At 69.6% G+C, this 26,454-nt stretch carries 19 protein-coding genes and 1 riboswitch; of the genes, 3 read left to right on the top strand and 16 right to left on the bottom strand.

What is annotated here, in order from left to right; all coding sequences use genetic code 11:
- Positions 1-10: 10 nt before the first annotated feature.
- The 9 genes from bamA to PQS31_RS06955 form a co-directional block, all read right to left on the bottom strand.
- Positions 11-2,560, bottom strand: coding sequence for an outer membrane protein assembly factor BamA (gene bamA / locus PQS31_RS06915; protein ID WP_272761922.1), 2,550 nt, complete (start codon positions 2,558-2,560; stop codon positions 11-13).
- Positions 2,561-2,627: 67 nt separating this feature from the next.
- Positions 2,628-3,992, bottom strand: a complete 1,365-nt coding sequence (rseP, locus tag PQS31_RS06920; RefSeq protein WP_272761923.1) for an RIP metalloprotease RseP — start codon at positions 3,990-3,992, stop codon at positions 2,628-2,630.
- Positions 3,993-4,001: 9 nt separating this feature from the next.
- Positions 4,002-5,177, bottom strand: a complete 1,176-nt coding sequence (dxr, locus tag PQS31_RS06925) for a 1-deoxy-D-xylulose-5-phosphate reductoisomerase (RefSeq protein ID WP_272761924.1) — start codon at positions 5,175-5,177, stop codon at positions 4,002-4,004.
- A gap of 40 nt (positions 5,178-5,217) precedes the next feature.
- On the bottom strand, positions 5,218-6,057 hold the full coding sequence (locus PQS31_RS06930) for a phosphatidate cytidylyltransferase (RefSeq protein WP_272761925.1): 840 nt from the start codon (positions 6,055-6,057) through the stop codon (positions 5,218-5,220).
- Positions 6,054-6,794 carry a polyprenyl diphosphate synthase gene (gene uppS / locus PQS31_RS06935; protein ID WP_272761926.1) on the bottom strand — a complete coding sequence of 247 codons (741 nt, stop codon included), beginning with the start codon at positions 6,792-6,794 and terminating at the stop codon, positions 6,054-6,056. Before uppS ends, PQS31_RS06930 begins: the two co-directional genes overlap by 4 nt.
- 138 nt (positions 6,795-6,932) lie before the next feature.
- Positions 6,933-7,490 (bottom strand): ribosome recycling factor, encoded by a 558-nt coding sequence (gene frr / locus PQS31_RS06940; protein WP_096209386.1) that lies wholly within the window; start codon positions 7,488-7,490, stop codon positions 6,933-6,935.
- A 104-nt stretch (positions 7,491-7,594) separates the two neighbouring features.
- Positions 7,595-8,320: a UMP kinase gene (pyrH, locus tag PQS31_RS06945; RefSeq protein WP_272761927.1), complete on the bottom strand. Its 726-nt coding sequence runs from the start codon at positions 8,318-8,320 to the stop codon at positions 7,595-7,597.
- A gap of 320 nt (positions 8,321-8,640) precedes the next feature.
- On the bottom strand, positions 8,641-10,632 hold the full coding sequence (locus tag PQS31_RS06950; RefSeq protein WP_336314342.1) for a catalase: 1,992 nt from the start codon (positions 10,630-10,632) through the stop codon (positions 8,641-8,643).
- A gap of 309 nt (positions 10,633-10,941) precedes the next feature.
- Positions 10,942-11,232 (bottom strand): hypothetical protein, encoded by a 291-nt coding sequence (locus PQS31_RS06955; RefSeq protein WP_272761930.1) that lies wholly within the window; start codon positions 11,230-11,232, stop codon positions 10,942-10,944.
- Between the two features lie 249 nt (positions 11,233-11,481).
- On the opposite strand from PQS31_RS06955, the gene PQS31_RS06960 reads away from it, so the two are divergent.
- The gene (locus PQS31_RS06960; protein ID WP_272761931.1) at positions 11,482-14,397 is read left to right on the top strand and encodes an EAL domain-containing protein; all 2,916 of its coding nucleotides are present in this window, start codon (positions 11,482-11,484) and stop codon (positions 14,395-14,397) included.
- A 249-nt stretch (positions 14,398-14,646) separates the two neighbouring features.
- Complete coding sequence (locus tag PQS31_RS06965; RefSeq protein ID WP_272761932.1) at positions 14,647-14,910, top strand: hypothetical protein; 264 nt, start codon at positions 14,647-14,649, stop codon at positions 14,908-14,910.
- Positions 14,911-14,923: 13 nt separating this feature from the next.
- Here PQS31_RS06965 and PQS31_RS06970 read toward each other — a convergent pair whose 3' ends face one another.
- Together PQS31_RS06970 and gcvP are read right to left on the bottom strand one after the other, a co-directional pair.
- Positions 14,924-16,990, bottom strand: coding sequence for an EAL domain-containing protein (locus tag PQS31_RS06970; RefSeq protein ID WP_272761933.1), 2,067 nt, complete (start codon positions 16,988-16,990; stop codon positions 14,924-14,926).
- A gap of 207 nt (positions 16,991-17,197) precedes the next feature.
- On the bottom strand, positions 17,198-20,086 hold the full coding sequence (gene gcvP, locus PQS31_RS06975; protein ID WP_272761934.1) for an aminomethyl-transferring glycine dehydrogenase: 2,889 nt from the start codon (positions 20,084-20,086) through the stop codon (positions 17,198-17,200).
- Between the two features lie 84 nt (positions 20,087-20,170).
- Positions 20,171-20,283: riboswitch (glycine riboswitch) on the bottom strand.
- A 354-nt stretch (positions 20,284-20,637) separates the two neighbouring features.
- Here gcvP and PQS31_RS06980 point away from each other — a divergent pair.
- The gene (locus PQS31_RS06980; protein WP_336314331.1) at positions 20,638-21,870 is read left to right on the top strand and encodes a multidrug effflux MFS transporter; all 1,233 of its coding nucleotides are present in this window, start codon (positions 20,638-20,640) and stop codon (positions 21,868-21,870) included.
- A gap of 75 nt (positions 21,871-21,945) precedes the next feature.
- On the opposite strand, the gene PQS31_RS06985 is transcribed toward PQS31_RS06980, so the two are convergent.
- From PQS31_RS06985 to minD, 5 genes are all read right to left on the bottom strand, one after another.
- On the bottom strand, positions 21,946-23,943 hold the full coding sequence (locus PQS31_RS06985) for a M2 family metallopeptidase (protein WP_272761936.1): 1,998 nt from the start codon (positions 23,941-23,943) through the stop codon (positions 21,946-21,948).
- 191 nt (positions 23,944-24,134) lie between these two features.
- Positions 24,135-24,710 carry a DUF1629 domain-containing protein gene (locus PQS31_RS06990; RefSeq protein ID WP_272761937.1) on the bottom strand — a complete coding sequence of 192 codons (576 nt, stop codon included), beginning with the start codon at positions 24,708-24,710 and terminating at the stop codon, positions 24,135-24,137.
- Positions 24,711-24,845: 135 nt separating this feature from the next.
- Positions 24,846-25,346 carry a hypothetical protein gene (locus tag PQS31_RS06995; protein WP_272761938.1) on the bottom strand — a complete coding sequence of 167 codons (501 nt, stop codon included), beginning with the start codon at positions 25,344-25,346 and terminating at the stop codon, positions 24,846-24,848.
- 9 nt (positions 25,347-25,355) lie between these two features.
- Positions 25,356-25,619: a cell division topological specificity factor MinE gene (minE, locus tag PQS31_RS07000; RefSeq protein WP_272761939.1), complete on the bottom strand. Its 264-nt coding sequence runs from the start codon at positions 25,617-25,619 to the stop codon at positions 25,356-25,358.
- Between the two features lie 2 nt (positions 25,620-25,621).
- Positions 25,622-26,431 carry a septum site-determining protein MinD gene (gene minD, locus PQS31_RS07005; RefSeq protein ID WP_272761940.1) on the bottom strand — a complete coding sequence of 270 codons (810 nt, stop codon included), beginning with the start codon at positions 26,429-26,431 and terminating at the stop codon, positions 25,622-25,624.
- Positions 26,432-26,454 lie beyond the last annotated feature (23 nt).

Genomic DNA, 26,454 nt, shown 5'->3' on the forward strand with positions numbered 1-26,454 from the left:
GCGACGGCGATCAGAACGCGCCGCCGAAGGTGAACTGCAGGCGCTCGACCTCGTCGGCCTGCTTGATCAGCTCACCCGAACCGCCACGCACCTCGTTCTGCTGACGCAGCGGGTAGGCGTAGCTGATCGAGATCGGGCCCACCGGTGCGCGCCACATCAGCGCCACGCCGGCCGAGGCGCGCAGTTCCTTGGCGTCCCAGCTGTCGACGTCCTTGTAGACGTTGCCGAAGTCGACGAAGGCCGAAATGCGCGCGGCCGGCGACTTGATCAGCTGCGGGAAGAACATCTCCACCGAGCCGATGGTCTTCACCGCGCCGCCAATCGGCTGCAGGAAGCTGCTGCCGAACGCGGTTTCGCGCGGGCCCAGTGTGTTGTCGCGGAAGCCGCGCACCGAACGCGGACCACCGGCGTAGAAGTTCTCGAAGAACGGCAGGCCGGTCGCGGTGACCGTGCGGATGTAGTCGGGCGACGCCGTCTCGCACGGATCGCTCGGTGCCGCACCCGGAATCGAGGTGTCGATGATGCCGTCGCCATTGCTGTCGACGAGGGTGGGCGCGGTGTAGCAGAGGTTGCGCACGACGTCGCTGCCGTAGCTGTCGCCGTAACCGAGCTCGGCGCGCGTGTTGAGCACCAGGTGCCGGTTGATCGGCCAGTACTTGGAGATCTCGTAGTTGAGCTTGTAGTACTCGGCGGTCGAACCCGGCAGCGTGGCCTCGAGCGAGACGCGCTGCATCATGCCGCGGGTGGGCTGCAGGAAGTCGTTGCGCGTGTCGCGGGCCCAGGCCAGCTCGCTGCGCCAGGCGTGGAAGGTGCGCGAACCGAAGGCGTCGATGTAGTCGACGATCGATTCCGGAGACGAGCCCTGGAACGCGAAGATCTGGTTGCGGTCGACGCCGAACAGCAGCGAGATCGAGTCGTTCTCGGTCAGCGGAATGCCGAGGATCGCCTGGCCGGCCGCGCTGGTGGACGAGTACTGGGCCGTGTTGAACTCGGAGTTGTCGAACTCGCGCCACCACAGGTTGTAGCCCAGCGACATGCCGCCGTCGGTGAAGTACGGGTTCATGAAGGAGAACGAGTAGCGCTGCAGGTAGACGTTGCGCTGCGCTTCGACCGAGACCCGGTTGCCGCTGCCGAGGAAGTTGTTCTGCGACAGCTGCACCGACGTGGTCACACCCGCCAGCTGCGAGTAGCCGAGGCCGAAGGTGAAGCTGCCCGAGGTCGTCTCGGTGACGCTGAACACCACGTCCACTTCGTCATTGCTGCCCGGCACCGGCTGGGTTTCCACGTTGACGCTGCCCGATTCGAAATAGCCCAGGCGCTGCAGGCGGACCTTGGAGCGGTCGACCGCGGCCTGCGAATACCAGCTGCCCTCGAACTGGCGCATCTCGCGGCGCATCACCTCGTCCGAGGTGCGGTTGTTGCCTTTGAACTGCACACGGCGCACCTGCACGCGCGGCCCGGGAACGACCTGCAGGTTGATGGCGACGGTGCGGTTCTCGCGGTCGATCTCCGGAATCGGATTGACCTGGGCGAAGGCGTAGCCGATGTTGCCCAGCGTCGCGACGATGGCATCCGAGCTCAGCTCGAGCAGGGCGCGCGAGAACACCTGGTCCTTCTGCACGAAGACGCGCGTGCGGATCTCCTCCTCGGGCAGCACCGTATTGCCGGTGATCTGCACGTCCGACACCTTGTAGATCTCGCCTTCGGTGATGCCGGCGGTGATGTACATGTCGGCCTTGTCGGGGCTGATCGCGACCTGGATGCTGTCTTCGCTGAAATCGATGTAGCCGCGGTCGAGGTAGAAGTTGTGCAGCTTCTCGCGGTCGCCTTCCAGCTTCTCGCGCGAATACTGGTCGTCACGGCGGTACCAGCTGAGCCAGTTGGACTCGCCCGATTCCCAGTTGTCGGTCAGCGTGTCGAGGTCGTAGACCTCGTTGCCGATGATGTTGATGTGGCGGATCTTGGCCGCCCTGCCTTCCTCGATGTTGATCGCGATGTCGACCCGGTTGCGGTCCAGGCGCGACACCGTCGGCGTGATGCGCACGTTGTACTTGCCGCGGTTGTTGTACTGGCGCACCAGCTCCTGGGTCACGCGGTCGAGATCGAGGCGGTCGAAGGTTTCGCCTTCGGACAGGCCGATGTCGTTGAGGCCGCGGGTCAGGTCCTCGGTCTTGATGTCCTTGTTGCCGGTCAGGGTCAGGCGATTGATCGCCGGACGCTCGGTGACCGTGAACACCAGGATGTCGCCCTGGCGTGCGACCTGGATGTCTTCGAAGAACCCGGTGCGGTAGAGCGCGCGCACCGATTCGGAAATGCGCGTCGGGTTGACGGTGTCGCCGCGTTCCACCGGCAGGTAGGTGAACACCGTACCGGCGCCGATACGCTGCAGGCCGTCGACGCGGATGTCGCTGACGGTGAACGTACTCGCGGCGGGAGGCGCCAGCGGCGCCAGCGCGGGCGCATCCATGGGCGCGTTGGCCGCCGTCTGGGCCCAGGCCGGAGCGGCAATCGCCGTGGCGAGGGCAAGGGCAAGCAGTCGGCGGTCGGGAAGTCGCGTCATTCTTTGGATCCGTCAGGGAAGGGGGTTCCGGCGCGGTGCAGCGCGGGAATCCGGGTCGGTAGCAGGCCTAGCGCACCAGTTGCAGGATGTCGTTGTAGAACGCCAGGCCCATCAGGCTGGCCAGCAGGGCCAGTCCCACGTATTGCCCGGCTGCCATCGCGCGCTCACTCACGGGGCTGCCTTTGACCAACTCGATAAGGTAATACAACAGGTGTCCCCCATCCAGCAGCGGGATGGGCAGGAGGTTCAGAATCGCCAGGCTCAGCGACAGCAGGGCGAGGATGGTCAGGTACCAGGCGGCGCCCTGCTGGGCGTAGGTATTGGCGGCGCGCGCGATGGTGATCGGCCCGGCCACGGTGTTCTCGATGGCCACGCGTCCGGAGAACGCCCGCCCGATCATGCCGACCAGCTGGCCGGTGAGGTGTCCCACCTCGCGCACCGCGACCGGCACCGCTTCGAGCGGGCCGTGCTGCTGCATCGCATCCTTGGGCGGAAGCGGAAGGTTGCGCGGCGGCGCGATGCCCAGCGCCCAGTAGCGGCCCCCGCCGTCGGGCCGTTCGACCGAGCGCGGGGTCATCTCCAGCGCCAGCCGTTCGCCTCCGCGCTCCACCTCGATCATCGCCGGACCGCCCTGTTCGCCGAGGGTCTGGACCAGCGGACCGATATCGTCGAACGCGCGTACCGGCTGGCCGTCGACAGCGGTGACCCGGTCGCCCTCGGCCAGTACGCCCCAGGCCGCGGTGTCGGGTTCGACGCGTCCGATCAGGGGCGGCAGCAGGAAATGGCGCGGCAGCAGGCCGATCGCCTGGGCGATGCGACGCTGGTCGAAATCGTCGGGCAACTGCGACAGCCGCAGTTCGCGGACCGCCGCCCGCGACTGCGCGTCGACCACCTCGAGCCGCACGTCGCGATGATCGAGCGCGGCCGGCAACAGCGCGAGCTGGACCTCCTGCCAGGTCGGCGTCGGCCGATCGCCGACCGCGACCACCTCGTCGCCGGCCCGCAGGCCGGACTGCTCGGCGATGCCGGTCGCCTGGCCGATCACCGGGGCATAGTCGGGCCGCCCGATCACGAACATCAGCCACAGCAGCGCCACGCACAGCAGCAGGTTGGCGATCGGCCCGGCGGCGACGATCGCGATCCGCTTCCACACCGACGCCCGGTTGAACGCGTGGGCGACCTCGGCGGCCGGAACGGCGGCTTCGCGCTCGTCGAGCATCTTGACGTAGCCGCCGAGCGGAATCATCGCGATCTGGTAGACCGTGCCGTCCTTGCCCCGCCGTGCCCACAGTGGGCGGCCGAACCCGACCGAGAAGCGCAGCACCCGGACGCCGCAGCGTCGTGCGACCCAGTAGTGGCCGAATTCGTGGAACGTCACCAGCACGCCCAGACTGACGATCAGCCACCAGACAGAGCCGAGGAAATCAGACATCGCGCACCCTCAGGCCACCACTCCGGAGTCGATCGCCTCGCCGGCCAGACGCCGCGCCCGCGCATCGGCATCGCGCAGGGCGTCCAGCGAATCGGCGGGGGCGGCGGGCAGCGCGGCGAGCACGTGCTCGACCAGCGCCGGGATGGCTAGAAAACGGATTCGTCCCTGAAGAAAGGCTGAAACGGCCACCTCGTTGGTCGCGTTGAGGATCGCCGGTGCGCCGCCGCCGGCGACCAGCGCAGCCCGGGCCAGCGCCAGGCACGGAAACGCGTCGGTGTCGGGGGCTTCGAAATCGAGCCGGCCGTGCTGCAGCAGATCCAGTCCGGCGACACCCGAGGCGATGCGCTCCGGGCTGCCGAGGCCCACGGCCAGCGCCGTGCGCATATCCGGCAATCCCAGCTGGGCGAGGGTGGAACCGTCGATGAATTCCACCAGCGAATGCACCAGGCTCTGCGGATGCACCAGCACGTCCAGGCGCTCGGAGGGCGTGGCGAACAGATGGTGCGCCTCGATCAGTTCCAGCCCCTTGTTCATCAGCGTGGCCGAATCGACCGAGATCTTCGGTCCCATCGACCATTTGGGGTGGGCGACCGCCTGGGCCGGCGTGACGTCCGCGAGCTGGGCGCGGTGGCGGCCGCGGAACGGGCCGCCGGACGCGGTCAGCACGATGCGCGCGACGCCCGTGCAGTCGCCGCCGGGCGGCAGGCACTGGTGGATCGCGTTGTGCTCGCTGTCGATCGGCACGATGACCGCGCCGGCCTGACGGGCGGCCTCCATCATCAGCACGCCGGCCAGGACCAGCGATTCCTTGTTGGCGAGCAGCACACGCTTGCCCGCACGCAGCGCCGCGAGCGTGGAATCCAGTCCGGCTGCGCCGACGATCGCGGCGACGACGGTGTCGCAGGCGGCCGTATCCGCCGCCAGCGCATCCAGCGCGTCCATGCCCGCGTGCGCCGCGGTCGCGAGACCGGCGGCCTGCAGGCCCGCGCGCAGGCGGGGCAGGGCGTCGGGTTCGGCGATGACCGCGTGGTCCGGACGATGGGCGATGCACAGGGCGACCAGCGCCTCGACGTTGCGTCCGGCCGCCAGCACGCTGGCGCGCAGCCGCTCGGGATGGCGGGCGATGACGTCGAGCGCGGATGTGCCGATCGAACCGGTGGCGCCGAAGACGGCGACGCTGCGCATCACGTGCGGCCGTCCGGAGCGGTCACGAGGCGCGTACGCATCAGAAGCCGAACCAGATCTGGCCGAACGCGAACACCGGCAACGCGGCCAGCACGCTGTCGATCCGGTCGAGCACGCCGCCGTGGCCCGGAATCAGGGTGCCCGAGTCCTTGGCCCCGGCGTGGCGCTTGAGCAGGCTCTCGAACAGATCGCCGACCACCGAGGCGAGCACCGTCAGCAGGGCCACCAGGGCCACGAGCGGCAACTGCCCGGCTGTGGCACCGGCCAGCGGCGCGAAGGCCACTGCGACCACGACGCCTGCGATCACGCCGCCGATCAGGCCTTCGACGGTCTTGTTCGGGCTGATCCGCGGCGCGAGCTTGCGCTTGCCGAAGCGGCGACCGGCGAAATACGCGCCGGTGTCGGTGGCCCAGACGATCGCCAGCGCCAGCAGCAGCCAGCGGTTGCCGAAGGCGCCGTCCTCGTTGGCGTGGATCACGCACAGCGCCGCCCAGGCCGGAATCACCGCCAGCGTGCCGGCCGACAGTTTGACGATCCGCGCGCGCGCGTCGTGCGCAGCGGCGAAGGTGTAGCGGCGCAGCCACAGCGTGGCCGCGAGCCACCAGACCACGCCGATCATCGCCAGCATCTTCAGCAGCACCAGCGAGCCGCCCCCGGTGGCCGAGGCCCAGACGATCGCCACCATCAGCAGCAGGTTCAGCAGCAGCAGCGCGGTCCGCGCCAGCGTGTCCTCGATGCCGGCCAGTCGCAGCCATTCCCACAGCGCCGCGAGGAAGACGATCGCGGACACGGCCGCCATCCACGGGGTATTGAGCAGCAGCACCGCCGCGATCGCGGTCGGTGCCATCAGCAGGGCGGCAAGAATGCGGGTGCGCGTCATGCGGTGGTCTCCAGGGGTGGACCGTCGCCGGCCGCGATCTGCGCACTGGTCAGGCCGAAACGCCGCTCGCGCGACGCATAGACCGCCAGGGCGCGTTCCAGTTCCGCCACGCCCAGCTCGGGCCAGAGCGTCTCGGTGAACCACAGTTCGGTGTAGGCCAGCTGCCACAGCAGGAAGTTGCTGATGCGCAGGTCGCCGCCGGTGCGGATGAACAGATCCGGCGCCGGCAGGTCGGCCAGGGCGACGCGGGCGCCTATGGCCGCTTCGTCGATGTCCTCGACGCGCAATCGGCCGGCCGCGACATCGGCCGCGAGTGCCCGCGCCGCGGTCGCGATGTCCTGGCGACCGCCGTAACTGGCGGCGACGTTGAGGGTGAGTGCGGTGTTGCCGGCCGTGAGCGCTTCGGCGGCGGCCATGCGCTGGCGCAGCTTCTCGCCGAAGCGTTCGCGCTCGCCGATGAAGCGCAGGCGCACGCCGCGGCGGTGCAGTTCGCCGACCTCGCGATCGAGCGCGCCCATGAACAGCTTCATCAGCGCACCGACCTCGTCCTCCGGTCGCCCCCAGTTCTCGCTCGAGAACGCGAACAGGGTCAGCGCGGAGATGCCGCGCTCGAGGCAGAAATCGATGCACAGATTGACCGTGCGCGCGCCGGCACGATGGCCGATCACCCGCGGGCGTCGGCGCCGCGCGGCCCAGCGGCCGTTGCCGTCCATGATGATCGCCACGTGCCGCGGCACGGGGCGGGCACCCGGGATTCGGGACGCGGAGTCCGTCTGAGCGGAATCCTGCGGGTCGGCGGCCTCAGTCAATGGCGTGGCTCTCTTGCTCCGGCTCGCGCCCGATCCCGAATGTCCGATCGCGAATTCCGGCGCCCATCAAACCGCCATCAGTTCCTGTTCCTTGCCCTTGACCACCTCGTCGACGTCCTTGATCGCGGCATCGGTGATCTTCTGGATCTCGTCCTCGGTGCGGCGCTCGTCGTCCTCGGAGATCTGCTTCTCCTTGAGAAGTTCCTTGACCTGCTGGTTGGCGTCGCGGCGGATGTTGCGGATGGCGACCTTCGTGTCCTCGCCTTCGCTGTGGACCACCTTCGACAGCTCGCGGCGGCGCTCTTCGGTGAGGGCGGGCAGGTTGAGGCGGATCGTGGTGCCGGCGGTGTTCGGGGTCAGGCCGAGATCCGAAGCCAGGATCGCCTTCTCCACCGCACCGACCATCTGCTTCTCCCACGGCGTGATGGTGAGCGAACGCGCGTCGCTGACGGCCACGCTCGCGACCTGGCTCAGCGGCATGTCGGAGCCGTAGTAGTTGACCTTGAGATGGTCGACGAGCGCGGTCGACGCGCGACCGGTACGCACCTTGATCAGCGTGTGCTTGAGCGCCTCGACGCTCTTGGCCATGCGCGTCTGCGCGTCTTTCTTGATGTCGTTGAGCATGATCGGGCCGGGTCCGTGTGCGGAATCGGCCGATTATAAGCGGCCGCGGCCGACGACGGGCGGCGCGGCTGCGCTGCAGCGCGGCATCCCGGCCGCGCGGGTGCTCAGTGGCGGCCCTGCACCAGGGTGCCGATGGCTTCGCCGCGCAGGATGCGCAGCAGCACGCCCGGCTGGCTCATGTCGAAAATGCGCAGCGGCAGGTCCGAGTCGCGTGCGAGCGCGAACGCCGCCGTGTCCATGACTTCGAGGCCCTGGCTCAGCACCTCGTCGTAGGTCAGGCGCTCGTAGCGCGTGGCCCCGGGCACCTTCTTCGGGTCGGCGTCGTACACGCCGTCGACCTTGGTCGCCTTGAGCAGCAGATCGGCGCCGATTTCGATGCCGCGCAGCGCGGCGCCGGAATCGGTGGTGAAGAAGGGGCTGCCGACGCCGGCGGCGAAGATCGCGATGCGGCCCTTCTCCAGGTGCCGGATCGCGCGCCGGCGGATGTAGTCCTCGCAGACGTCGTTGATCTTGATCGCGCTCATCACCCGCGCACGCGCGCCCCGCTTCTCCAGCGCATCCTGCATCGCCAGTGCATTGATCACGGTGGCCAGCATGCCCATCTGGTCGCCGGTCACCCGGTCCATGCCCGCCGCGGCGAGGCCGGCGCCGCGGAAGATGTTGCCGCCGCCGATGACCAGGCCGACCTCGGCGCCGGCCTTCTGCGCCTCGATCACCTCGTCGGCGAGACGCCCGATCACCTTGGGATCGATGCCGTAGTCCTCGTCCCCCATCAACGCTTCGCCGGACAGTTTGAGCAGGACGCGGCGGTAGGCGAGGGGTGCGGTCATGGCGGAACTCCGAGTGCGGGGGCGCGTGGATTCTAGAAGATCGGAACGCATGGCGCTCGACGCGACATGCGCCGGCACTGTGCGTCGTGCGGCGTGTCTGCAGAGCGCGGGATCGCGCGCACTGGCGGACGACGACCGGTCTGCGCCGGGGACGGTGAGGTCCTGGCGGCGCGTGGGCGGAAGGTCGGGGCGGGACCGCGGCACCGCCCGCAAGCAGATCGACCGGCCGGACGACATCCGCACCGGGTGTCGCCGGCGACGGTCCGGATGCCGCGAGAGCCGCGACGCATGCGGCCCTCGAAGTGGCTGACCGGCCGCGCTCAGGCGAGCATGCGCAGCCCGGGCTCGCGCTGCCACTGACGCGTTTTCGCGGCCTCGATGAAGGCGCCGGTGTCGCCCGCATCGACGACGCCGGCGTCCTCGCCGACGGCGCCGGCCTGCAACAGCGCCTGGCCGCCGGCGTCGGCGGCGATCGCCTTGAGATGCCCCCAGGCGTCGCGCGCGAAATCGACCGCCGCGGCCTCCTTCGCGAGCTGCGCGCCGGCCTCGGCCGAGAGCACGATCGCCACCGCGTCGAACACCAGCGACGGTGTGCCCGCCAGCTGGCCGTCCGCCGGCTGCTTGTTTCCGTCCGACAGCGTGGCGCCCCCGACCTTGGGAGCGACCAGCTTGACCATCGCGCCGGCCGCTTCGGCCGCCTCGCGCAGCGCCTGCAGCGTTCCGGCATCGGAGCCGTCGTGGAACAGGATGCCGATCGCACGGCCCTGCAGGGTGGGCTTCATCCGGTCGATGATGCGCAGCGCCGGCGACAGCGGCAGGTCCTGGGGCGGCACGCGGGTCTCGGGGGCCTCGGGCAGGGCGTCGAGGCCGAGGCCGTCGGCCACGCGCCGGGCCAGCGATTCGTCGACATGACGCAGCTGGCCCACCACGGCCTCGCGGATGTAGACCGTTTCGACCTTCGACAGCTCGAACACCAGCGCCGAGGCGATATGCGCCTGCTCGGGCCCGGACTGGCTGCGGAAGAACATCCGGGCTTGGGAATAATGATCGGCGAAGCTCTCGGCACGCACGCGCCCCTTGGCGCCATCGTCGGGTGCCGTGGCGTGGCTGCGAAACCCGCGCTCGCGATGCGCACGCGGGCTGTCGTCCTGCAGCGAGCTCGGCTCGTAGGCCACACGGCCCTTGGGCACGCTCATCTGCATGTGGCCGTCGCGCTGGTGATTGGCGAACGGACACTTCGGCGCGTTGATCGGGAGCTGATGGAAATTGGGCCCGCCGAGACGCGAGAGCTGCGTGTCGAGGTACGAGAACAGCCGGCCCTGCAGCAGCGGATCGTTGCTGAAGTCGATGCCGGGCACGATGTTCGCCGGGCAATAGGCCACCTGCTCGGTCTCGGCGAAGAAATTGTCCGGCCAGCGGTCGAGCACCATGCGCCCGACGATGCGCAGCGGCACCAGCTCCTCGGGGATCAGCTTGGTCGCGTCAAGATGGTCGAACGGAAACGCCGCCGCCTCGTCTTCGGTGAACAGCTGCACGCCGAGTTCCCATTCGGGAAAGTCACCGGCCTGGATCGCCTCGAACAGGTCCCGGCGGTGAAAATCATTGTCGGCGTGCTGCAGCTTCAGCGCTTCGTCCCAGACGGTGGATTGAATGCCGAGCTTCGGACGCCAGTGGAATTTCACGAACGTGCTGCGGCCCTCGGCATCGAGCAGACGGAAGCTGTGCACGCCGAAGCCCTCCATCGTGCGCAGCGAACGCGGAATCGTGCGGTCGCTCATCGCCCACATGATCATGTGCATGCTTTCGGGCATCAGCGACACGAAATCCCAGAAGGTGTCGTGCGCGCTGGCCGCCTGCGGATAACCGCGGTCGGGCTCCATCTTCACCGCGTGGATCAGGTCGGGAAACTTCAGCGCGTCCTGGATGAAGAACACCGGGATGTTGTTGCCCACCAGGTCCCAGTTGCCTTCCTTGGTATAGAACTTCACCGAGAAGCCGCGCACGTCGCGCGGGGTGTCGACCGAGCCCGCGCCTCCGGCCACGGTGGAAAAGCGCGTGAACACCGGCGTCTTCTCGCCGACCTCGGTGAGGATCTTCGCGGTGGTGAAGTCGGCCAGCGAGTCGGTCAATTCGAAATAGCCGTGCGCGGCCGAACCGCGTGCGTGCACGATGCGTTCCGGAATGCGCTCGTGATCGAAGTGGGTGATCTTCTCGCGCAGGATGAAATCTTCCAGCAGCGTCGGCCCGCGTGGCGTGGCGCGCAGCGAATTCTGGTTGTCGGCGACCGGGATGCCCTGGGCGGTCGTCAGCAGCGGATGGCCCGCACCGGCCTGTTGCTGGACCTCGTCGCCCTGGCCGCGCGGCCTGTCGCACGAGCGGCCCGTAGATGATCGATCGGACGCGGCGGTGTCGGACGGCGCGGGGCCGGGAGGTGTGGACATGGGCGTGCTCCTGACGGGAAGGGGGACCGGGTGACCGGCGACCCCCGATGCTGGTGCGCCAGGCGTGAACGCCTCGTCCCGAACCGCAGGAGGCCCGGGCGGCGGAGACGACGCCGGGCGTCCATGAACCGGAGGCGCGGACGGCAGGATCACGCTGCCGATCCTCCGTCGCCGCGCCGATCAACGCGTGCCGGTGTCCTGGCCCGCTGTCGCGTCGGGAGCGTCGGCAGAGGCGTGGTCGTCGTCCGTCTTCGGCGTCGCCGGCACGGCTTCGACCGTGCCGTCGGCATTGACGCGGCGCACGAACGCCGGTCCTGCGGTCAGGGACGCATCGTTGCCTTCGGCCGAGGCGTTGTTGTCGTGGGCGAACTCCGCACCGCGGGATGCGCCCCGGTCGTGTTCCGCCACGTGGTTGCTCTGGTGGCGCTGGTCCGGATCGGTGGCCGAGCGGGTTTCATTCTTCGGGGGCATGGGCCTATCCTCGCGGGTGGGCCGTCCACCCTGGACCGGGCGGCGGCCAGACGGCGTGAACCGTCTCGGGTTCACGCCTCGCCGTTGGACGTCGGCGCTGGGGAGGTGCCGGCAGGATCGGGCAATCGCGCGACGCCCCCGGTCCGCGTCTTCACGGCGCACGTTCGAGCGCTGCGCGAGGTTGATCGGGAGTTCGCAGGGGGCCACGGAATGGGCAGACGGTTGACACGCCAGTGGAGGCAGCGACGCATGGCGTCGGCGCGCGCGATGCGCAGCGTCGGCATCTGCCTCGGTCTGGTGATCATGGCCGGACTGGCGGTGCTGGTCGGGCTGGACCGGCAGGCGCGTCTGGCGGCCGCGGAGCGCCAGAGCCGGGCGCTGGCCACCGGCGTCGATCGCCTGCTCCAGTACGAGCTGCGCAACATCGAGCGCGCCCTCAACGGCATCCTGGCCGACGCGGCCGGGGATGCGGAGTTGCCCGCCGACGTGGCGGCGCGCCGACGTGCGCAGTCGATCGCGGGCGTCGTGTCGCGCCATGGCGAACTGGCCCGCATCGATTACTTCCCCGCGCAGCCGGCCGCCGCGGCGGCGCAGGTGCCCGCGTGGCTGGACGCCGCGGAAGCGTCCAGCGCGCTGCGGATCGGCCCGCTGGCGGGCAGCGAGGCTGACGGCTGGCTGCTGCCGCTCGGCATCGCGCCCGCGGGCGAGGGCGCGGTCGTGGCCCAGTTCCGCGTCGAGGAGTTCGCCAGGATCATCGACGGGCTGGACACCGGCGTCGACGGCAGCGTCGCGATCTACGGAGACGACGGCACGGTGATCACGCGCTACGGCCGCACCGGTGCGCATTCCGGCCGGCAGATCGCGTTCCCAGCCGGGCTGGAGATGCGCAACCGGGTCAGCGACACCATCGTCAGTCCGCTGGACCAGATCGAGCGCGCGGCCACCTTCAGCGCGACCAGCGGCTATCCGCTCGTCGTCAGCAGCGGCATCGGCGTGCGCGAGGCGCTGCGCCCGTGGTGGGTGTTCGTCATCTGCGCCGCCCTGCTGTCGACGATCTACTGGGCGGTGTTCGCCTTCATCGTGCGCCGGCTCCGGGCCGACGAGCGCGCGCGCGACGCGCTGCTGGAGGAGATCGCGCACCAGGCCGACTGGCTGCAGCAGGCGCAGCTGGCGTCGGGGACCGGCGTGTGGCGCATCGAAGCCGGAAGCACGTCGGTACGCGCGTCGCCCGAACTGGCCGCGCTGTACGGGCTGGCGGGAAGCGAAGACGAAATCGCGCTCGACACCTTCCTCGAGCGCATCCACCCCGAGGACGTGGAGGTGGTGCACGCGGCCCTCGTCGCCGCGCAGGACCGCAGCGGACTGCTGCTGCAGGAGTATCGCGTGGTCCTGCCGGACGGGCAGGTGCGATGGCTCAAGGCCCAGGGGGCCGCGGTGGGCGAGGGCGCACGGAGGGCGATGACCGGCACCGTCAGCGACATCACCGACGAGCGCGCGGCCCAGGTGCGCATCGAGCGCGCCGAGTCGCAGTTCCGTCAATTGTTCGAGCGCAACCCGTTGCCGTCCTGGGTGTACGACACCGGCACGCTGCGCATGCTCGCGGTCAACGAAGCGGCGCTCGACGCCTACGGTTATTCCCGCGAGGCGTTTCTGGCGTTGACGGTCACCGAGCTGATTCCGTCGCCGGCCCGCGACGGCGCACCGGACGTGAGCGGGGACGGCCGACGCGAGCGGCTGTGGACCGTGGTGGCACAGGATGGCCGGCGTATCGACGTCCGGGTCCACGCGCGCGACATCGAGCTGCAGCAGCGGCCGGCCCGCCTGATGCTGGCCGAGGACGTCGGAGCCCGCCTGGCCTACGAGCGCGATCTGGCCTGGCGCGCCAGCCACGACCCGGCGACGGGCATGCTCACCCTGCCGGCGCTGGCCGAACTGCTCGACGGCGGCGCCGACGGCCCGGAGGGTGCGGGGTTCGGCGTGGCCTATGTCCAGTTGCGCGATCTCGAACTGATCGCGCCCACGCTGGGCCGGCAGACCAGCGACGTGGTCCTGCGCGAGGCCGCCGCGCGCATTGCGCGCGTCGCCGAGACCTTCGGTCACGCGGCCTACGCGCCGGCGGAGACCTTCATCGTGGTCGCGCTCGACCCGCGCCGGCTCGACGCGCTGGTGCAGGCCTTGACCGAGGTCATCGACACGCCCGTCCAGGGCGACAGCGCCACGTTCACGCTCGAGGCCTGGATCGGGGTGGCGCGAAGCCGGGACGGCGCCGAGCCGGCGGAGACGGTGATCGCCCACGCGGCGCTGGCGGCGCTGCGCGCCCGACGCGAGCACGCCCGTGTGCTGCCCTACGACCCCGCGCTGTCGGCGCAGGCCGCCGAGCGCCTGGCCCTGGCGCGTCGCCTGCGCAAGGCCGTGGAGTCCGGGGGCTTCGAGCTGGTCTACCAGCCGATCCACCGGCTCGCGGACGGACGTATCGTCGCGGTGGAAGCCCTGATCCGCTGGCCCCAGCGCGACGGCTCGGTGGTGTCGCCGGCCGAGTTCATTCCACTGGCGGAGGAGTCCGGCCTGATCGTGCCCATCGGCGCCTGGGTGCTGGAGGAAGCCGCCCGTGCCTGGCGGCGTCTCGCCGACGCAGGCCGTCCCGACATCGCGGTGGCGGTAAACGTTTCGGCGCTGCAGTTCGACGCCGGAATCACCCAGGATGCGATGCGCGCGCTGCGCGCCGCCCACGGTCTGCCGCGCAGCGCCTTGCATCTCGAACTCACCGAGAGCGTGCTCCTGCGCACCCCGGAAACCGCCCGCACGCTGATGATGGAACTGCGCGAGGACGGGCTGTGCCTGTCCATCGACGACTTCGGAACCGGCTTCTCGAGCATGGCCTATCTGCGTGACCTGCCGCTCGACCACCTCAAGATCGACCGGGCCTTCGTGCGCGACGTGGAGTGCAATCCGCGCAGTGCCGCCATCTGCAGCACGATGATCGCGCTGGGCCACGGGCTGGGCCTGAAGGTCATCGCCGAAGGCGTGGAGACCGCGGGCCAGCTGGAATGGTTGCGCGCGCAGGGCTGCGACCAGGCCCAGGGCTATCACCTCGGACGCCCGGCGGCGCTCGACGTGCTGCTGCGTCGCGCGCCGCCGGCGACCGCGGACATCGGCAACGGCTGAAGCTTCTGCCCGCGGCCGGGCCGCGGCCGTCGCGCGGGCTCGCGCGGTCGTCATGCTGCGGTTTCCATACTCCGCGCATGCCGCATCCCGACTCTCCGCTGCCACCCGCGGCGCCGACGGCGCCGATCCGCGCGCGGCGTGACGCCCGCGCACCGCGTGTGTCTGCCGATCATCCGCTGTCGCCAGGGGCCAGGCCGCGCGCCGTGGCCGCGGCGCCGGGCGGCACCGAGCCTGAGCCGGGCGTCCCACATGGGGCCTGATGCGGTGGGCTGGGGCGCCTCGGCCATCCTGCTGGCGACCCTGGTCCGGCAGATCGTCACCCAGGTGCGCGACGACAGTGCACGCGGCGTGTCCTCGTGGCTGTTTCTCGGGCAGATCGCCGCGTCGGTCGGCTTCGTGATCTACAGCGCGCTGGTCGACAACTGGGTCTTCATCGTCACCAACGTCTGCATCCTGGCGACCGCCGTCGTCGGCCAGGTCGTCACCTGGCGCAAGCGCCGCGCCGCGCACTGAGCGGCGCCGCGGCTCAGAAACGGGTCGCGGCTTCGTCGGCGGCGACCGGGCGGCCCAGGTGATACCCCTGCAGCGAGGTGCAGCCAAGCTCGGTCAGCAGGCGCTGCTGCGATTCGGTCTCCACGCCCTCGGCGATCACCGAGAGGTTGAGGGTACGGCCCAGCGCGATGATCGCCGACACGATCGCCGCATCCTCGCCGTCGGGCACCAGATCACGCACGAAGGCCCGGTCGATCTTCAGCTCGCTCGCCGGCAGGCGCTTGAGGTACAGCAGGCTGGAATAGCCCGTGCCGAAGTCGTCGATGGAGATGCGCACGCCCAGCGACGACAGGCGCTGCAGGATCGCCAGACTGGTATCGGGATCGTGCATCGCGGTGGATTCGGTGATCTCCAGCACCAGCGACGACGCCGGCACGCCGTGACGCGCCAAGGCATCCTCGATCTTCGCCGGCAGCCCCGGCGAGCGGAACTGGGCCGGCGACAGGTTGACCGAGACCGAGGGCACGTTGTGGCCGGCTTCGCGCCAGGCCATCAGCTGCCGACAGGCCTCGTTGATCACCCAGCGTCCGATCTCGATGATCAGTCCGGTCTTCTCGGCCAGCGGGATGAACCGGTCCGGCATCACCATGCCGTGCTCGGGATGGTGCCAGCGCAGCAGGGCCTCGACGCCTTCCAGCGGACCGGCCGGTGCGATCATCTTCGGCTGGTAATGCAGCGAGAACTGGTCCAGCGACAGCGCCCGGCGCAGGTCCTGGATCATCGCCAGCTGCTGGTGCGCGCCCTGGTTCATCGACGGCTCGAAGAAGCAGTACGCGTTGCGGCCCTGGTCCTTGGCCGAGTACATCGCCGCGTCGGCGTTGGCCAGCAGCTCGCGCTCGCTGGTGCCGTCGGGCCCGAAGATCGCGATGCCGATGCTCGTGGTGACGTGCAGTTCGACGCGGTCGAGCGCGACCGGCTGCGCCACCGCTTCCATCAGGCGTTCGGCCAGCGAGGCCGCGTCGTCGGGCGCGGCGATTTCCATCAGCACCACGAACTCGTCGCCGCCGAGCCGCGCCAGGGTGTCGTCGGCATCGCCGTCCAGCACCTCGGACAGCCGCCGTGCGATCTGCAGCAGCAGGCGGTCGCCGGTGGCGTGGCCGTAGACGTCGTTGATGGCCTTGAAGCCGTCGAGGTCGATGAACAGCACCGCGAACCGGCGTCCGTGGCGCACCGCGCGTCGGATCGCGTTCTCCATCCGGTCGCGCAGCAGCAGGCGGTTCGGCAGTTTGGTCAGGGTGTCGTGCAGGGCGAGATAGGTCAGCTCCTGGTTCGCCTTCTGCAGCGATTCGCCGAGCTGCGCGGTGCGCTCCTGCAGGCGTCGATCGAGGATCGACGTCACCAGGGCGAGGCCGAGGATGGCGAAGGTGGTCGCGCCGACGAGACTCGCCAGCCAGGTCGGCGAGATCCCGCTGCCGCCCAGCGCCGCGCCGCAGATGCTGCCTTCGGGAAAGCGCGCGGCCGCCATGCCGGTGTAGTGCATGCCGACCACGGCGACGCCCATCACCGCCGCGGCCAGCAGACGCGCATACGGCACGCCGCGTCCCTCGCTGCGCAGAGCGAACGCGATCCACAGCGCGGCGCCGGCGGCGGCCACGGCGATCACCACCGACAGCAGCAGCCAGCCGGCGTGATAGTCGATGCCGGGCTGCATCTGCATCGCGGCCATGCCGACGTAGTGCATTGCGGCGATGCCGCTGCCGAGAATCAGTGCGCCGACCGCCAGCCGCGACGGCGGCAGATGCGCGCCGGACGCGAGATTCAGCGCATAGGCCGAGCTGCAGATCGCGATCAGCAGCGAGTAGAGCGTGATCGCGAGGTCGTAGCCCTGCGGGATCGGCAACTTGAAGGCCAGCATGCCCACGAAGTGCATCGACCAGATGCCGAAGCCCATCGCGATGGCGCCGCCCGCCAGCCAGCCGTGAGCGACGGCGCCGCGGGTCGCGTTGATGCGGCCGGCCATGTCGAGCGCCACATAGGAGGCGAACGCCGCGATGAGATACGACACCGCGACCAGGACGAAGTTGTAGCTGCCGACGAGCATGGGGGCGGTGCGTGCAGTGGGAGACCCCGATCCAGCAAGCCACGTGCCACCCCGCGCGCGGGCGCGCGGGCCGCGTGACGGGCGGCCCGCGCCTGAACGGACGTATGTGGATCACGACCTGCCACGCACGCACGGGCTGCAGCGCGTCCAAAGCTGACGCGCCGGAATTCCGTCGCCCCGGCGCGGCGGCCGCGCCGGGACTGGGGGTCAGACCACGTCCGGCTCGCTGAAGGCCTCGGGCGCGTCCTCGGCCGAGCCGACCGGAATGCAGCTGCAGAACACGTTCTTGTCGCCGTGCACGTTGTCGACGCGGGCGACCGGCGGCCAGTACTTGGTGTGGCGCAGCGTCGCCAGCGGGAACGCGGCCAGCTCGCGCGGATAGGCGTGGGTCCACTCGCTGGCGGTGACCTGCATCGCGGTATGCGGTGCGTGCTTGAGCGGGTTGTCCTCGCGGTCGAGGCGGCCGTCCTCCACTGCGCGGATCTCGTCACGGATCTGGATCATCGCGTCGATGAAGCGGTCGAGTTCGTGCAGCGACTCGCTCTCGGTCGGCTCGACCATCAGCGTGCCGCTGACCGGGAAGCTCAGCGTCGGCGCGTGGAAGCCGAAGTCGATCAGGCGCTTGGCCACGTCCTCGGCGCTGATGCCGGTGGCGTCCTTGATCGGGCGCAGGTCGAGGATGCACTCGTGCGCGACGAGATCGTTGCGGCCGGTGTACAGGGTGGGGTAGTGCGGTGCCAGACGCTTGGCGACGTAATTGGCGTTGAGCAGCGCGACCTGGGTGGCGCGGCGCAGGCCCTCGGCGCCCATCATCGCGATGTACATCCAGCTGATCGGCAGGATCGACGCCGAGCCGAACGTGGCTGCCGAGACCATGCCGACCGCGCCGTCGCCGCCGAGCGCGCGCGGCAGATAGGGCGCCAGATGCGACTTGACCGCGCACGGGCCCACGCCCGGGCCGCCGCCGCCGTGCGGAATGCAGAAGGTCTTGTGCAGGTTCAGATGGCTCACGTCCGAGCCCCACTTGCCGGGCTTGGCCACGCCGACGAGGGCGTTCATGTTGGCGCCGTCGGTATACACCTGGCCGCCGTGCTGATGGACGATGTCGCAGATCGCGACCACGTCTTCCTCGAACACGCCATGCGTGGACGGGTAGGTGATCATGATCGCGGCCAGGCGATCGGAATACTTCTCGGCCTTGGCGCGGATGTCGTCGACGTCGACGTTGCCGTCCTTGTCGCAGCGGGTCACGACGACGGTCATGCCGACCATCTGCGCCGACGCCGGATTGGTGCCGTGCGCGGATTCGGGAATCAGGCAGATGTCGCGATGGCCCTGGCCCTGCGCCTGCTGGTAGGCGCGGATGGCGAGCAGGCCGGCGAACTCGCCCTGCGCGCCGGAATTCGGCTGGAAGCTCACCGCGTCGTAGCCGGTGATCTCGACCAGCATCTGCTCCAGCCCGTCGATCAGCTCGGTGTAACCCACGGTCTGATCGGTCGGCGCCAGCGGGTGGATGTTGGCGAACTCGGGCCACGTCACCGGGATCATCTCGGCGGTGGCGTTGAGCTTCATCGTGCACGAGCCCAGCGGGATCATCGTGCGGTCCATCGCCAGATCGCGATCGGCCAGCATGCGCATGTAACGCAGCAGTTCGTGCTCGCTGTGGTGGGTGTTGAACACCGGGTGGGTCAGGAACGGCGTGTCGCGCGCGAGCGCGGTCGGCAGCGCATCGGCCGTCGCGCCATCGAGCGCGTCGATGTCGGCCTCTGCGCCGAACAGCTTGGCCAGCGCGACGACCTCGTCGCGGGTCGTGGTCTCGTCGAGGCTGATGCCGACCGACGATGCATCGATCGCGCGCAGGTTGAAGCCGGCATCGCGTGCCTTGCCGTGCAATGCGTCCGCATCGACGCCGGTGATGTGCAGCGTGTCGAAGAACGCATCGCCGACCGCCACACCGGCCTTGCCCAGCGCGCCAGCGAGGATCGACGCGAAGCGGTGCGTGCGGCGGGCGATGCGGGTCAAGCCCTCGGGGCCGTGGTAGACGGCGTACATCGACGCCATCACCGCCAGCAACACCTGCGCGGTGCAGATGTTCGACGTCGCCTTCTCGCGACGGATGTGCTGCTCGCGGGTCTGCAGGGTCAGGCGGTAGGCCTGGTTGCCGGCCGCATCGACCGACACCCCGATCAGGCGGCCCGGCATCGAGCGCTTGTAGGCATCGCGGCAGGCCATGAAGCCGGCGTGCGGACCACCGAAACCGAACGGCACGCCGAAGCGCTGCGAGTTGCCGACGACGATGTCGGCGCCCCAGCGGCCCGGCGCCTGGATCAGGGTCAGCGCCAGCAGATCGGTGGCCACCGCGACGATGCCGCCGCGCGCATGCACGGCCTCGGCCACGGCGGCGTGGTCGCCGATGCGGCCGAAGGTGTCGGGGTACTGCAGCAGCACGCCGTAGGTGTCGGCGGCGACCGCGTCCTCGGCCGGGCCGACCTGCAGTTCGATGCCGAGGCCGTCGGCGCGCGTGCGCAGCACGTCGAGCGTCTGCGGGTGCACGTCGTCGGCGACGAAGAACACGTTCGACTTCGACTTCGCCGAACGCTTGGCCAGCGTCATCGCCTCGGCCGCGGCCGTCGCCTCGTCGAGCAGCGAGGCGTTGGCGATGTCCATGCCGGTCAGGTCGGTGACCATGGTCTGGAAGTTGATCAGCGCTTCCATACGGCCCTGCGAGATCTCCGCCTGGTAAGGCGTGTAGGCCGTGTACCAGGCCGGGTTCTCGAGGATGTTGCGCAGGATGACGTTCGGCGTGTGGGTGCCGTAATAGCCCTGGCCGATGACGCTGCGCAGCACGGTGTTCTTCTTCGCGACCGCCCGAATCTTCGCCAGCGCGTCCACTTCGGTCATCGCATCGGGCAGGGCCAGCGGGCTGCGCGAGGCGATGCTGCCGGGCACGATCGCGTCGGTCAGCGCGTCGAGCGAGTCGTGGCCGACGACGCCCAGCATGTGGGCGATTTCGGCGTCGTTCGGGCCGATGTGGCGCTCGACGAAGGCCGAGGGGTGTTCGAGGTCGCGCAGGGTCGAAGCGGTCATGGCGGGCATCCGGACAAGAGGACTCAAGGAATGCCGGCGCATGCCCATGTCCGTCCGTGCAGGACGACGATGGCCGAAGACTGCCGGTCTTCCGCGTGCCCCTCTGTCCTTTTGCCTGAGAGTTTGGAAGCGCGGCGAGCCGCCTTCGTGCCCCTTCGGCGCCGGCGCGATCCTGCAGGACGGCCGGTCTCTCCAGAGTGTTGCTGCTGCAGCGGTGCTGGGCCTGAGCGATTCCGGGCGGTTGCGCCTACGGCAGCGGGCCTCCCGAGGAGCGCCCGCTTCTCCCACTGCATACGCGGCGCAGTATACCGGCCACGCCGCGCGCCCGCGCGGGCCGCAGCGGCCAGGCGGAACGCGCCGTTGCCGGGGCGTACGCATCGGGCGGCCTATGATGTCGCGCTTCGACGCGGCGCCTGCGCCGTCCCCGGTCCGTGAATACGGACGTCTGCCGGTGTCCCGATGTCCGAATCCTGTTGTCCTGCCGTCGCTCGCGCGCCGGCCTTGTGCAGTGCAGCTGTCGCCGCAGGCGCGTTGCGGGTGCGCGCATGAGACAGCCGCGCATGCCCTCGATCCGCACGCTGGCGCTGCTGCTCGCCGGCCTGGCGATGTTCGGTCCGTTCTCGATCGACACGATCTTTCCGGCATTTCCGGCCATGGGGCGCGATCTCGGCGCGGACCCGGCGGCGATGCAGCAGACGATCGCGGTGTACCTGATCGCCTATGCGCTGATGAGCGTCGTGCATGGGCCGCTGTCGGATGCGATCGGGCGGCGCGCGGTGATCCTCGGCGGGCTCGCCGTGTTCGTGCTCGCCTCGGTGGGCTGCGCGCTGTCGACCGATCTCGGCACGTTGCTGGTCTTCCGCGCACTGCAGGGACTGTCGGCCGGCGTGGGCCTGATCGTCGGCCGCGCGGTGATCCGCGACGTGCTGCAGGGTGACGACGCCCAGCGGCTGATGAGCCAGGTCATGATGATCTTCAGCGTCGCGCCGGCGATCGCGCCGATCATCGGCGGCTGGTTGCTCGGCTTCGGTCGCTGGCCGCTGATCTTCTGGTTTCTGGTGGCGTTTTCGCTGGCGCTGCTGGTCGTGACCTGGCGCTGGCTGCCGGAAACGCATCCGCGCGAAGCGCGCAGTTCGCTGGCGCCGCGGCGCCTGCTCGGCGACTACCTGTCGATCTTCACCAATCCGCGCTTCCAGCGCATCGCCGCGGCCGGCGCGTTCAACTTCTCGGCGCTGTTCCTGTACATCGCGTCGACGCCGGTGTTCGTGGTCGACGTGCTGGGCCTCAACGAGCGCCAGTTCGCCTGGTTCTTCGTGCCGATGATCAGCGGCATGATGCTCGGCTCGTGGGTGTCCGGGCGCGCGGCGGGCCGGATCACCGGCACGCGGCTGGCGAACGTCGGCTTCGCCTGCAGCGGCGCGGCCATGGTGCTGAACGTCGGTTACAACCTGGTGGTCGACCAGCCCGCGGTTCCGTGGGCGGTGATGCCCGCGATGCTCAATTCGTTCGGCATCGCCCTGACCTTCCCGATCCTGACGCTCGCGATTCTCGACATGTACCCGCGCCAGCGCGGCTCGGCCTCGTCGTTGCAGGCCTTCACCGGCCTGGTGCTCAACGCCGCCGTTGCCGGCCTGCTGTCGCCGCTGGTGAGCCACCAGCCGTTGCTGCTGGCCGTGACCGCCGCCGCGTTCATGCTGGTGGGCTGGCTGTTCTGGCGCTGGGAGCTGTCGCGCGGCGCGCGGCCGCAGTGTCCGAAGGACGCGGCGGCGCTGGAGCCGACCGACCAGATGTAGTCCGGTCGGCGCCGGCGACCGGCGGGACGGGCCGGCATCGCGCCGGCCCGGTCAGTTGGCCGGATCGACCGTGCGTCAGCCCGGGGGCGCAGCGGCGGCCGCTTGCGGCGCCGGCGACTGCGTCGCGACCGGCGCCGTCCAGCCGCAGCTGCGGCCTTCGTTCTGTTCGGTCAGCCAGGCCTGCAGCGGTGCGAAGTACTCGAGCACGGGCGCGGCGTCCATCTGCTCGCCGCCGGTGAGTTCGCGCATCGTCTGCTGCCACGGCTGGCTGTTGCCCTTTTCCAGCATCGCCCAGAACTTCTCGCCGGCTGCCTTGTTGCCGTAGAAGCTGCATTCGTACAGCGGGCCGGTGTGGCCGGACGCATCGCACAGCGCCTTGTAGAACTGGAACTGCAGCACGTGCGAGAGGAAATAGCGGGTGTAGGGCGTGTTGCCGGGCACGTGGTATTTGGCACCGGCGTCGAAGAATTCCTCGCCGCGCGCGCTGGCCGGAGCCACGCCCTGGTACTGCGCCTTCAGCGACCACCACGCGCTGTTGTAGGTCTCGGGCGTGATCGAGCCGTCGAACACGCCCCAGCGCCAGCGGTCGATCATCAGGCCGAACGGCATGAACGCCACCTTGGCCAGCGCCATGCGCATCTGCGAATTGACCAGCGATTCCTGCGACTGCTGCTGCTCGCCGACCAGGCCGATCGACTGCAGATACTGCGGCGTCATCGCCAGCACGATGGTGTCGCCGATCGCCTCGTGGAAACCGTCGTGTGCGCCGTTCTGGAACAGCGGCGGACGTCCGTTGTAGGCCAGGTAGTAATAGACGTGGCCGAGCTCGTGGTAGATCGTCGTGAAGTCTTCCTCGTTCGGCTTGGTGCACATCTTGGTGCGCACGTCGCCGGCCATGTTCATGTCCCAGGCGCTGGCGTGGCAGACCACGTCACGATCGCGCGGTTTGATGAATTGCGTCTTCGTCCAGAAGCTGTCCGGCAGCCGCGGCATGCCCAGTGACACGTAGAAGTCCTCGGCGCGCCGGTTCATGCGCTTGGCGTTCTCCAGCAGCGCCGCCTGGGCGACGTCGGCGCGGCGGTCGGAGTCGATCAGCGCGTTCTCCTTGACCATCTGCTCGTTGAGCAGGGTCTGGTAGTTCCGCTCCAGCGCGCCGGTGACGTCGAGACTGCCGGCGTTGGGATAAGGCTGCAGCACATCCCACAGGTTGCCCCAGTCCTGCTGCCACATGTTGCCCATCAGATGGGCCGGCAGCAGACCGCCGTCCACGGTGCCGCGGCCCGGATACCGGGCGTCCAGGCGCGCGCGGGTGTAGCAGTGCAGTTGCTCGTACAGCGGCTTGACCTGGCCCCAGAGACGATCGGTCTCGGCCGCGAGCTGGGCCGGCGGCATGTCGTAGCCCGAACGCCAGGCCTCGCCGGCATCGGCGAAACCGAGGTCGCGCGCGCCCTCGTTCACGAGTTCGACGAAGCGCGTGTAATCGGCGCGCATCGGCTGGGCGATGCTGTGCCAGCCCTGCCAGGCGTCGAGCTGCGCGTCGTAGTCGCGGCTGGTGCGCAGCACGTCCTCGAGCTGGCCGAGCTGGCGGCAGCGGCGCGCCTCGCCCTCGCCGGTGCAGTACTGGCCCGCGCCGTACGTGCCTTCCATCTTCGATGCGATGCGCGTGAGTTCGGCGAGGTGCTCGGGATTGCGCGGCGGCGGCATCGACGCGCCCAGCTTCAGTAGATTGATCGCACGCGCGGTGTCGGGCGACATGGTCTGGCCTTCGAACCGGCGGGCCTGTTCGATCCAGCGGTTGAGCTGGGCGAGGTAGCGCTCGTTGTACTTGGCCGCGAGCAGTTGGCTGTCGTCGTTGATGTAGGTCGAGGACAGCCATTGCGACGCCGTGAGTTCCGGCATCATCGCCTCGAGCTCGGCGTTGACGCGCGCGATGAACTGGTCGGCGGTCTCGCCCTCGGGCGCAGCGGCCGCGTCGGACCGCGCGTCGGCGTCGGGGGTCGGCGCGCGGTTGCAGGCGACGAGGGTCAGGCTCGCGGCGACGGCAAGGGCGAGCAGGGCGTGGCGAGGATTCACGACGGCATCCGGTCTGGCTTGGGAACCCGGAGGCTAGTGCGCGCCGGATGCGCGCCGCAAGTGTCGCGGTCGGCGCCGGGCTGGGCAGGGCGGGAGCGTCGACCGTGCGCGCGGCATTCTCTGCGCTCTCGACCGGATGTGGGCCGCGGCCGTCGCGGGCGAGCCCGGTGCAGGGCCGGCGGCGAGGCCGGCTACAGCGAGAACGCCTCGGGATGCGAGAACGTGAAACCCGTGATGCCCGCCGATTCGAGCGCGCGCTTGAGCGTATCGCTCGCCAGCAGGAGCGGCGGGTATTCGTCGAGCCGCACCAGATGGCCCCAGCCTCCGGCCGGCGGAGCGCGCAGCACCAGGCTGTCGATGAACTGGATCGCGCCGTCCCGGTACCAGGTCACATCGGAGCGCTGCCGATCCACCGCGCGCACGCGGCCCAGCACGTTGGCGATCCACAGCGGCGCCACGACGTGTCCGCTGCGCGCATCGACCAGGCGCGCGTCGACGTACTGCACGTTGTCCAGCTCCACGCCCTCGAACACCGCCCGCACCCGGCTGTTGACCAGCAGGCCGCGACACCCGTACGCCGGAATATTGTCGGGAATCCGCGCATCCGGGAACGGTTCGAAGTCCACATCGATCGCGGCGCCGGGCGTGGCCTGGTGCACGCCGACGTCGAAGCGCAGATCGAGCGCCTCGACAACCGTCGGCGTGCCGTCGATCGACAGTTCGAGGTCGTGCGAGCGCTCGCTCAGCATGATCCAGTAGGAACTCATCGGTGCGGACACCGCTGCGGGCGGCTCACGGAGACCATCGCAACGACGTCCCCGCGCGACGTCGGCGCCGGGCGTTGCTGCGCGCGATCGCCGGCGCGTGCGCCACGTCCTGCCGATGCGCGCCGGAGCGTTCCATCACGCGGCCAGTTCCGGCAGCAGGCCGCGGGCGATCAGCCAGTCGCGTGCATCGGCGGCATCGTGCTCGAACCACGCGCGCGCCGAGCCCAGGCGGAAGGTGTAGCCCCAGGCGTCCATGTCGGCCATCAGCCGGTCGCGCCCCACGCCGGGCAGGGCATCGGCGAGCACGATCTGCAGATAGCAGGTCGCGTCCTCTTCCTCCACCGAGTCGGTGGCGTCGGTGTGCACCGAGGCGCGCCGCTCGGCCGGCAGCACGATCAGATGTCCGGCCTCGTGCAGCAGCGAATGCACCGGCGTGTCGGCACGGGCGTAGACGTCGTGACCGATGATGCCGGCCTCGTCGTCGCCCCAGAAACTGCCGGGAATCGGCATGGCATCGGCGACGGCGTGCAGCGTGAGTCCATAGCCGGCGAGCAGGGCCCGCGGGGCGTCGAAGCCGATGTCGCGCAGCCGCATCACGGCCGCCGCGCCCGGCGCTGCAGGTGCGTGCGGCTCCATCAGGGCGGCTCAGGCGTTCGCGGCGCGCTCTTCGGGCAGGGCGACCGAGATGTCGAGCACGTCGTGATCGCCGTCCTTGACCAGGTCCACCTTCACCGCGTCGACGTCGATGCTGACGTACTTGCGGATCACCTCGAGCAGTTCGCGCTGCAACAGCGGCAGATAATCCGGCGCACCCCGGTTGGTGCGCTCCTGGGCCACGATGATGCGCAGGCGATCCTTGGCGATCGTGGCGGTGTTCTTCTTCGGTTTGAGGAAATCGAACATGCCCATCATCAGCCTCCGAACAGCTTGCTGAAGAAGCCCTTCTTGTCGTGGGTGGTGAAGCGCATCGGGCGCTCCTGGCCGAGCAGGCGGGCGACGGCATCGTCGTAGGCCTGGCCGGCATTCGACTCGGCGGCCAGGATCACCGGCTCGCCCTTGTTGGAGGCGTTGAGCACGTCGCCGGATTCGGGAATCACGCCGAGCGTCTTCAGGCCCAGCACTTCCTCGACGTCGGCGATCGACAGCATCTCGCCGGTCTCCACGCGCGCCGGGCTGTAGCGCGTGAGCAGGAGATGCTCCTGCACGCGTTCGCCGTTCTCGGCGCGGCGGGTCTTGGACTGCAGCAGGCCGATGACGCGGTCGGAGTCGCGCACCGACGAGACTTCCGGATTGACGACCACGATCGCGCGATCGGCGAAGTACATCGCCAGGAACGCACCTTTTTCGATGCCGGCCGGCGAGTCGCAGACGATGTAGTCGAAGCCGTCGTCGGCCAGCTCCTTGAGCACGCGCTCCACGCCCTCGGTGGTCAGCGCGTCCTTGTCGCGGGTCTGCGACGCGGCCAGCACGTAGAGGTTGTCGAAGCGCTTGTCCTTGATGAGGGCCTGCTTCAGCGAGGCCTCGCCCTGGACCACGTTGACCAGGTCGTACACCACGCGCCGCTCGCAGCCCATGATCAGGTCGAGGTTGCGCAGGCCCACGTCGAAATCGACGACCGCCGTGCGCTTGCCCTGCCGGGCGAGGCCGATCGCGATGCTGGCGCTGCTGGTGGTCTTGCCCACGCCGCCCTTGCCCGAGGTGACCACAATGATCTCAGCCAAAACACATCTCCTGGTATGTCGCC

Source organism: Luteimonas sp. BLCC-B24 (assembly GCF_028550595.1).
GTDB lineage: Bacteria > Pseudomonadota > Gammaproteobacteria > Xanthomonadales > Xanthomonadaceae > Luteimonas.

Excerpts from the sequence above, each read along its gene's own strand:
- bamA (WP_272761922.1), bottom strand. The coding sequence starts at position 2,560 with ATGACGCGACTTCCCGACCGCCGACTGCTTGCCCTTGCCCTCGCCACG.
- rseP (WP_272761923.1), bottom strand. The coding sequence starts at position 3,992 with ATGTCTGATTTCCTCGGCTCTGTCTGGTGGCTGATCGTCAGTCTGGGC.
- dxr (WP_272761924.1), bottom strand. The coding sequence starts at position 5,177 with ATGCGCAGCGTCGCCGTCTTCGGCGCCACCGGTTCGATCGGCACATCC.
- PQS31_RS06930 (WP_272761925.1), bottom strand. The coding sequence starts at position 6,057 with ATGACGCGCACCCGCATTCTTGCCGCCCTGCTGATGGCACCGACCGCG.
- frr (WP_096209386.1), bottom strand. The coding sequence starts at position 7,490 with ATGCTCAACGACATCAAGAAAGACGCGCAGACGCGCATGGCCAAGAGC.
- pyrH (WP_272761927.1), bottom strand. The coding sequence starts at position 8,320 with ATGACCGCACCCCTCGCCTACCGCCGCGTCCTGCTCAAACTGTCCGGC.
- PQS31_RS06955 (WP_272761930.1), bottom strand. The coding sequence starts at position 11,232 with ATGCCCCCGAAGAATGAAACCCGCTCGGCCACCGATCCGGACCAGCGC.
- PQS31_RS06960 (WP_272761931.1), top strand. The coding sequence starts at position 11,482 with ATGGCGTCGGCGCGCGCGATGCGCAGCGTCGGCATCTGCCTCGGTCTG.
- PQS31_RS06965 (WP_272761932.1), top strand. The coding sequence starts at position 14,647 with ATGGGGCCTGATGCGGTGGGCTGGGGCGCCTCGGCCATCCTGCTGGCG.
- PQS31_RS06970 (WP_272761933.1), bottom strand. The coding sequence starts at position 16,990 with ATGCTCGTCGGCAGCTACAACTTCGTCCTGGTCGCGGTGTCGTATCTC.
- gcvP (WP_272761934.1), bottom strand. The coding sequence starts at position 20,086 with ATGCCCGCCATGACCGCTTCGACCCTGCGCGACCTCGAACACCCCTCG.
- PQS31_RS06980 (WP_336314331.1), top strand. The coding sequence starts at position 20,638 with ATGCCCTCGATCCGCACGCTGGCGCTGCTGCTCGCCGGCCTGGCGATG.
- PQS31_RS06990 (WP_272761937.1), bottom strand. The coding sequence starts at position 24,710 with ATGAGTTCCTACTGGATCATGCTGAGCGAGCGCTCGCACGACCTCGAA.
- PQS31_RS06995 (WP_272761938.1), bottom strand. The coding sequence starts at position 25,346 with ATGGAGCCGCACGCACCTGCAGCGCCGGGCGCGGCGGCCGTGATGCGG.
- minE (WP_272761939.1), bottom strand. The coding sequence starts at position 25,619 with ATGGGCATGTTCGATTTCCTCAAACCGAAGAAGAACACCGCCACGATC.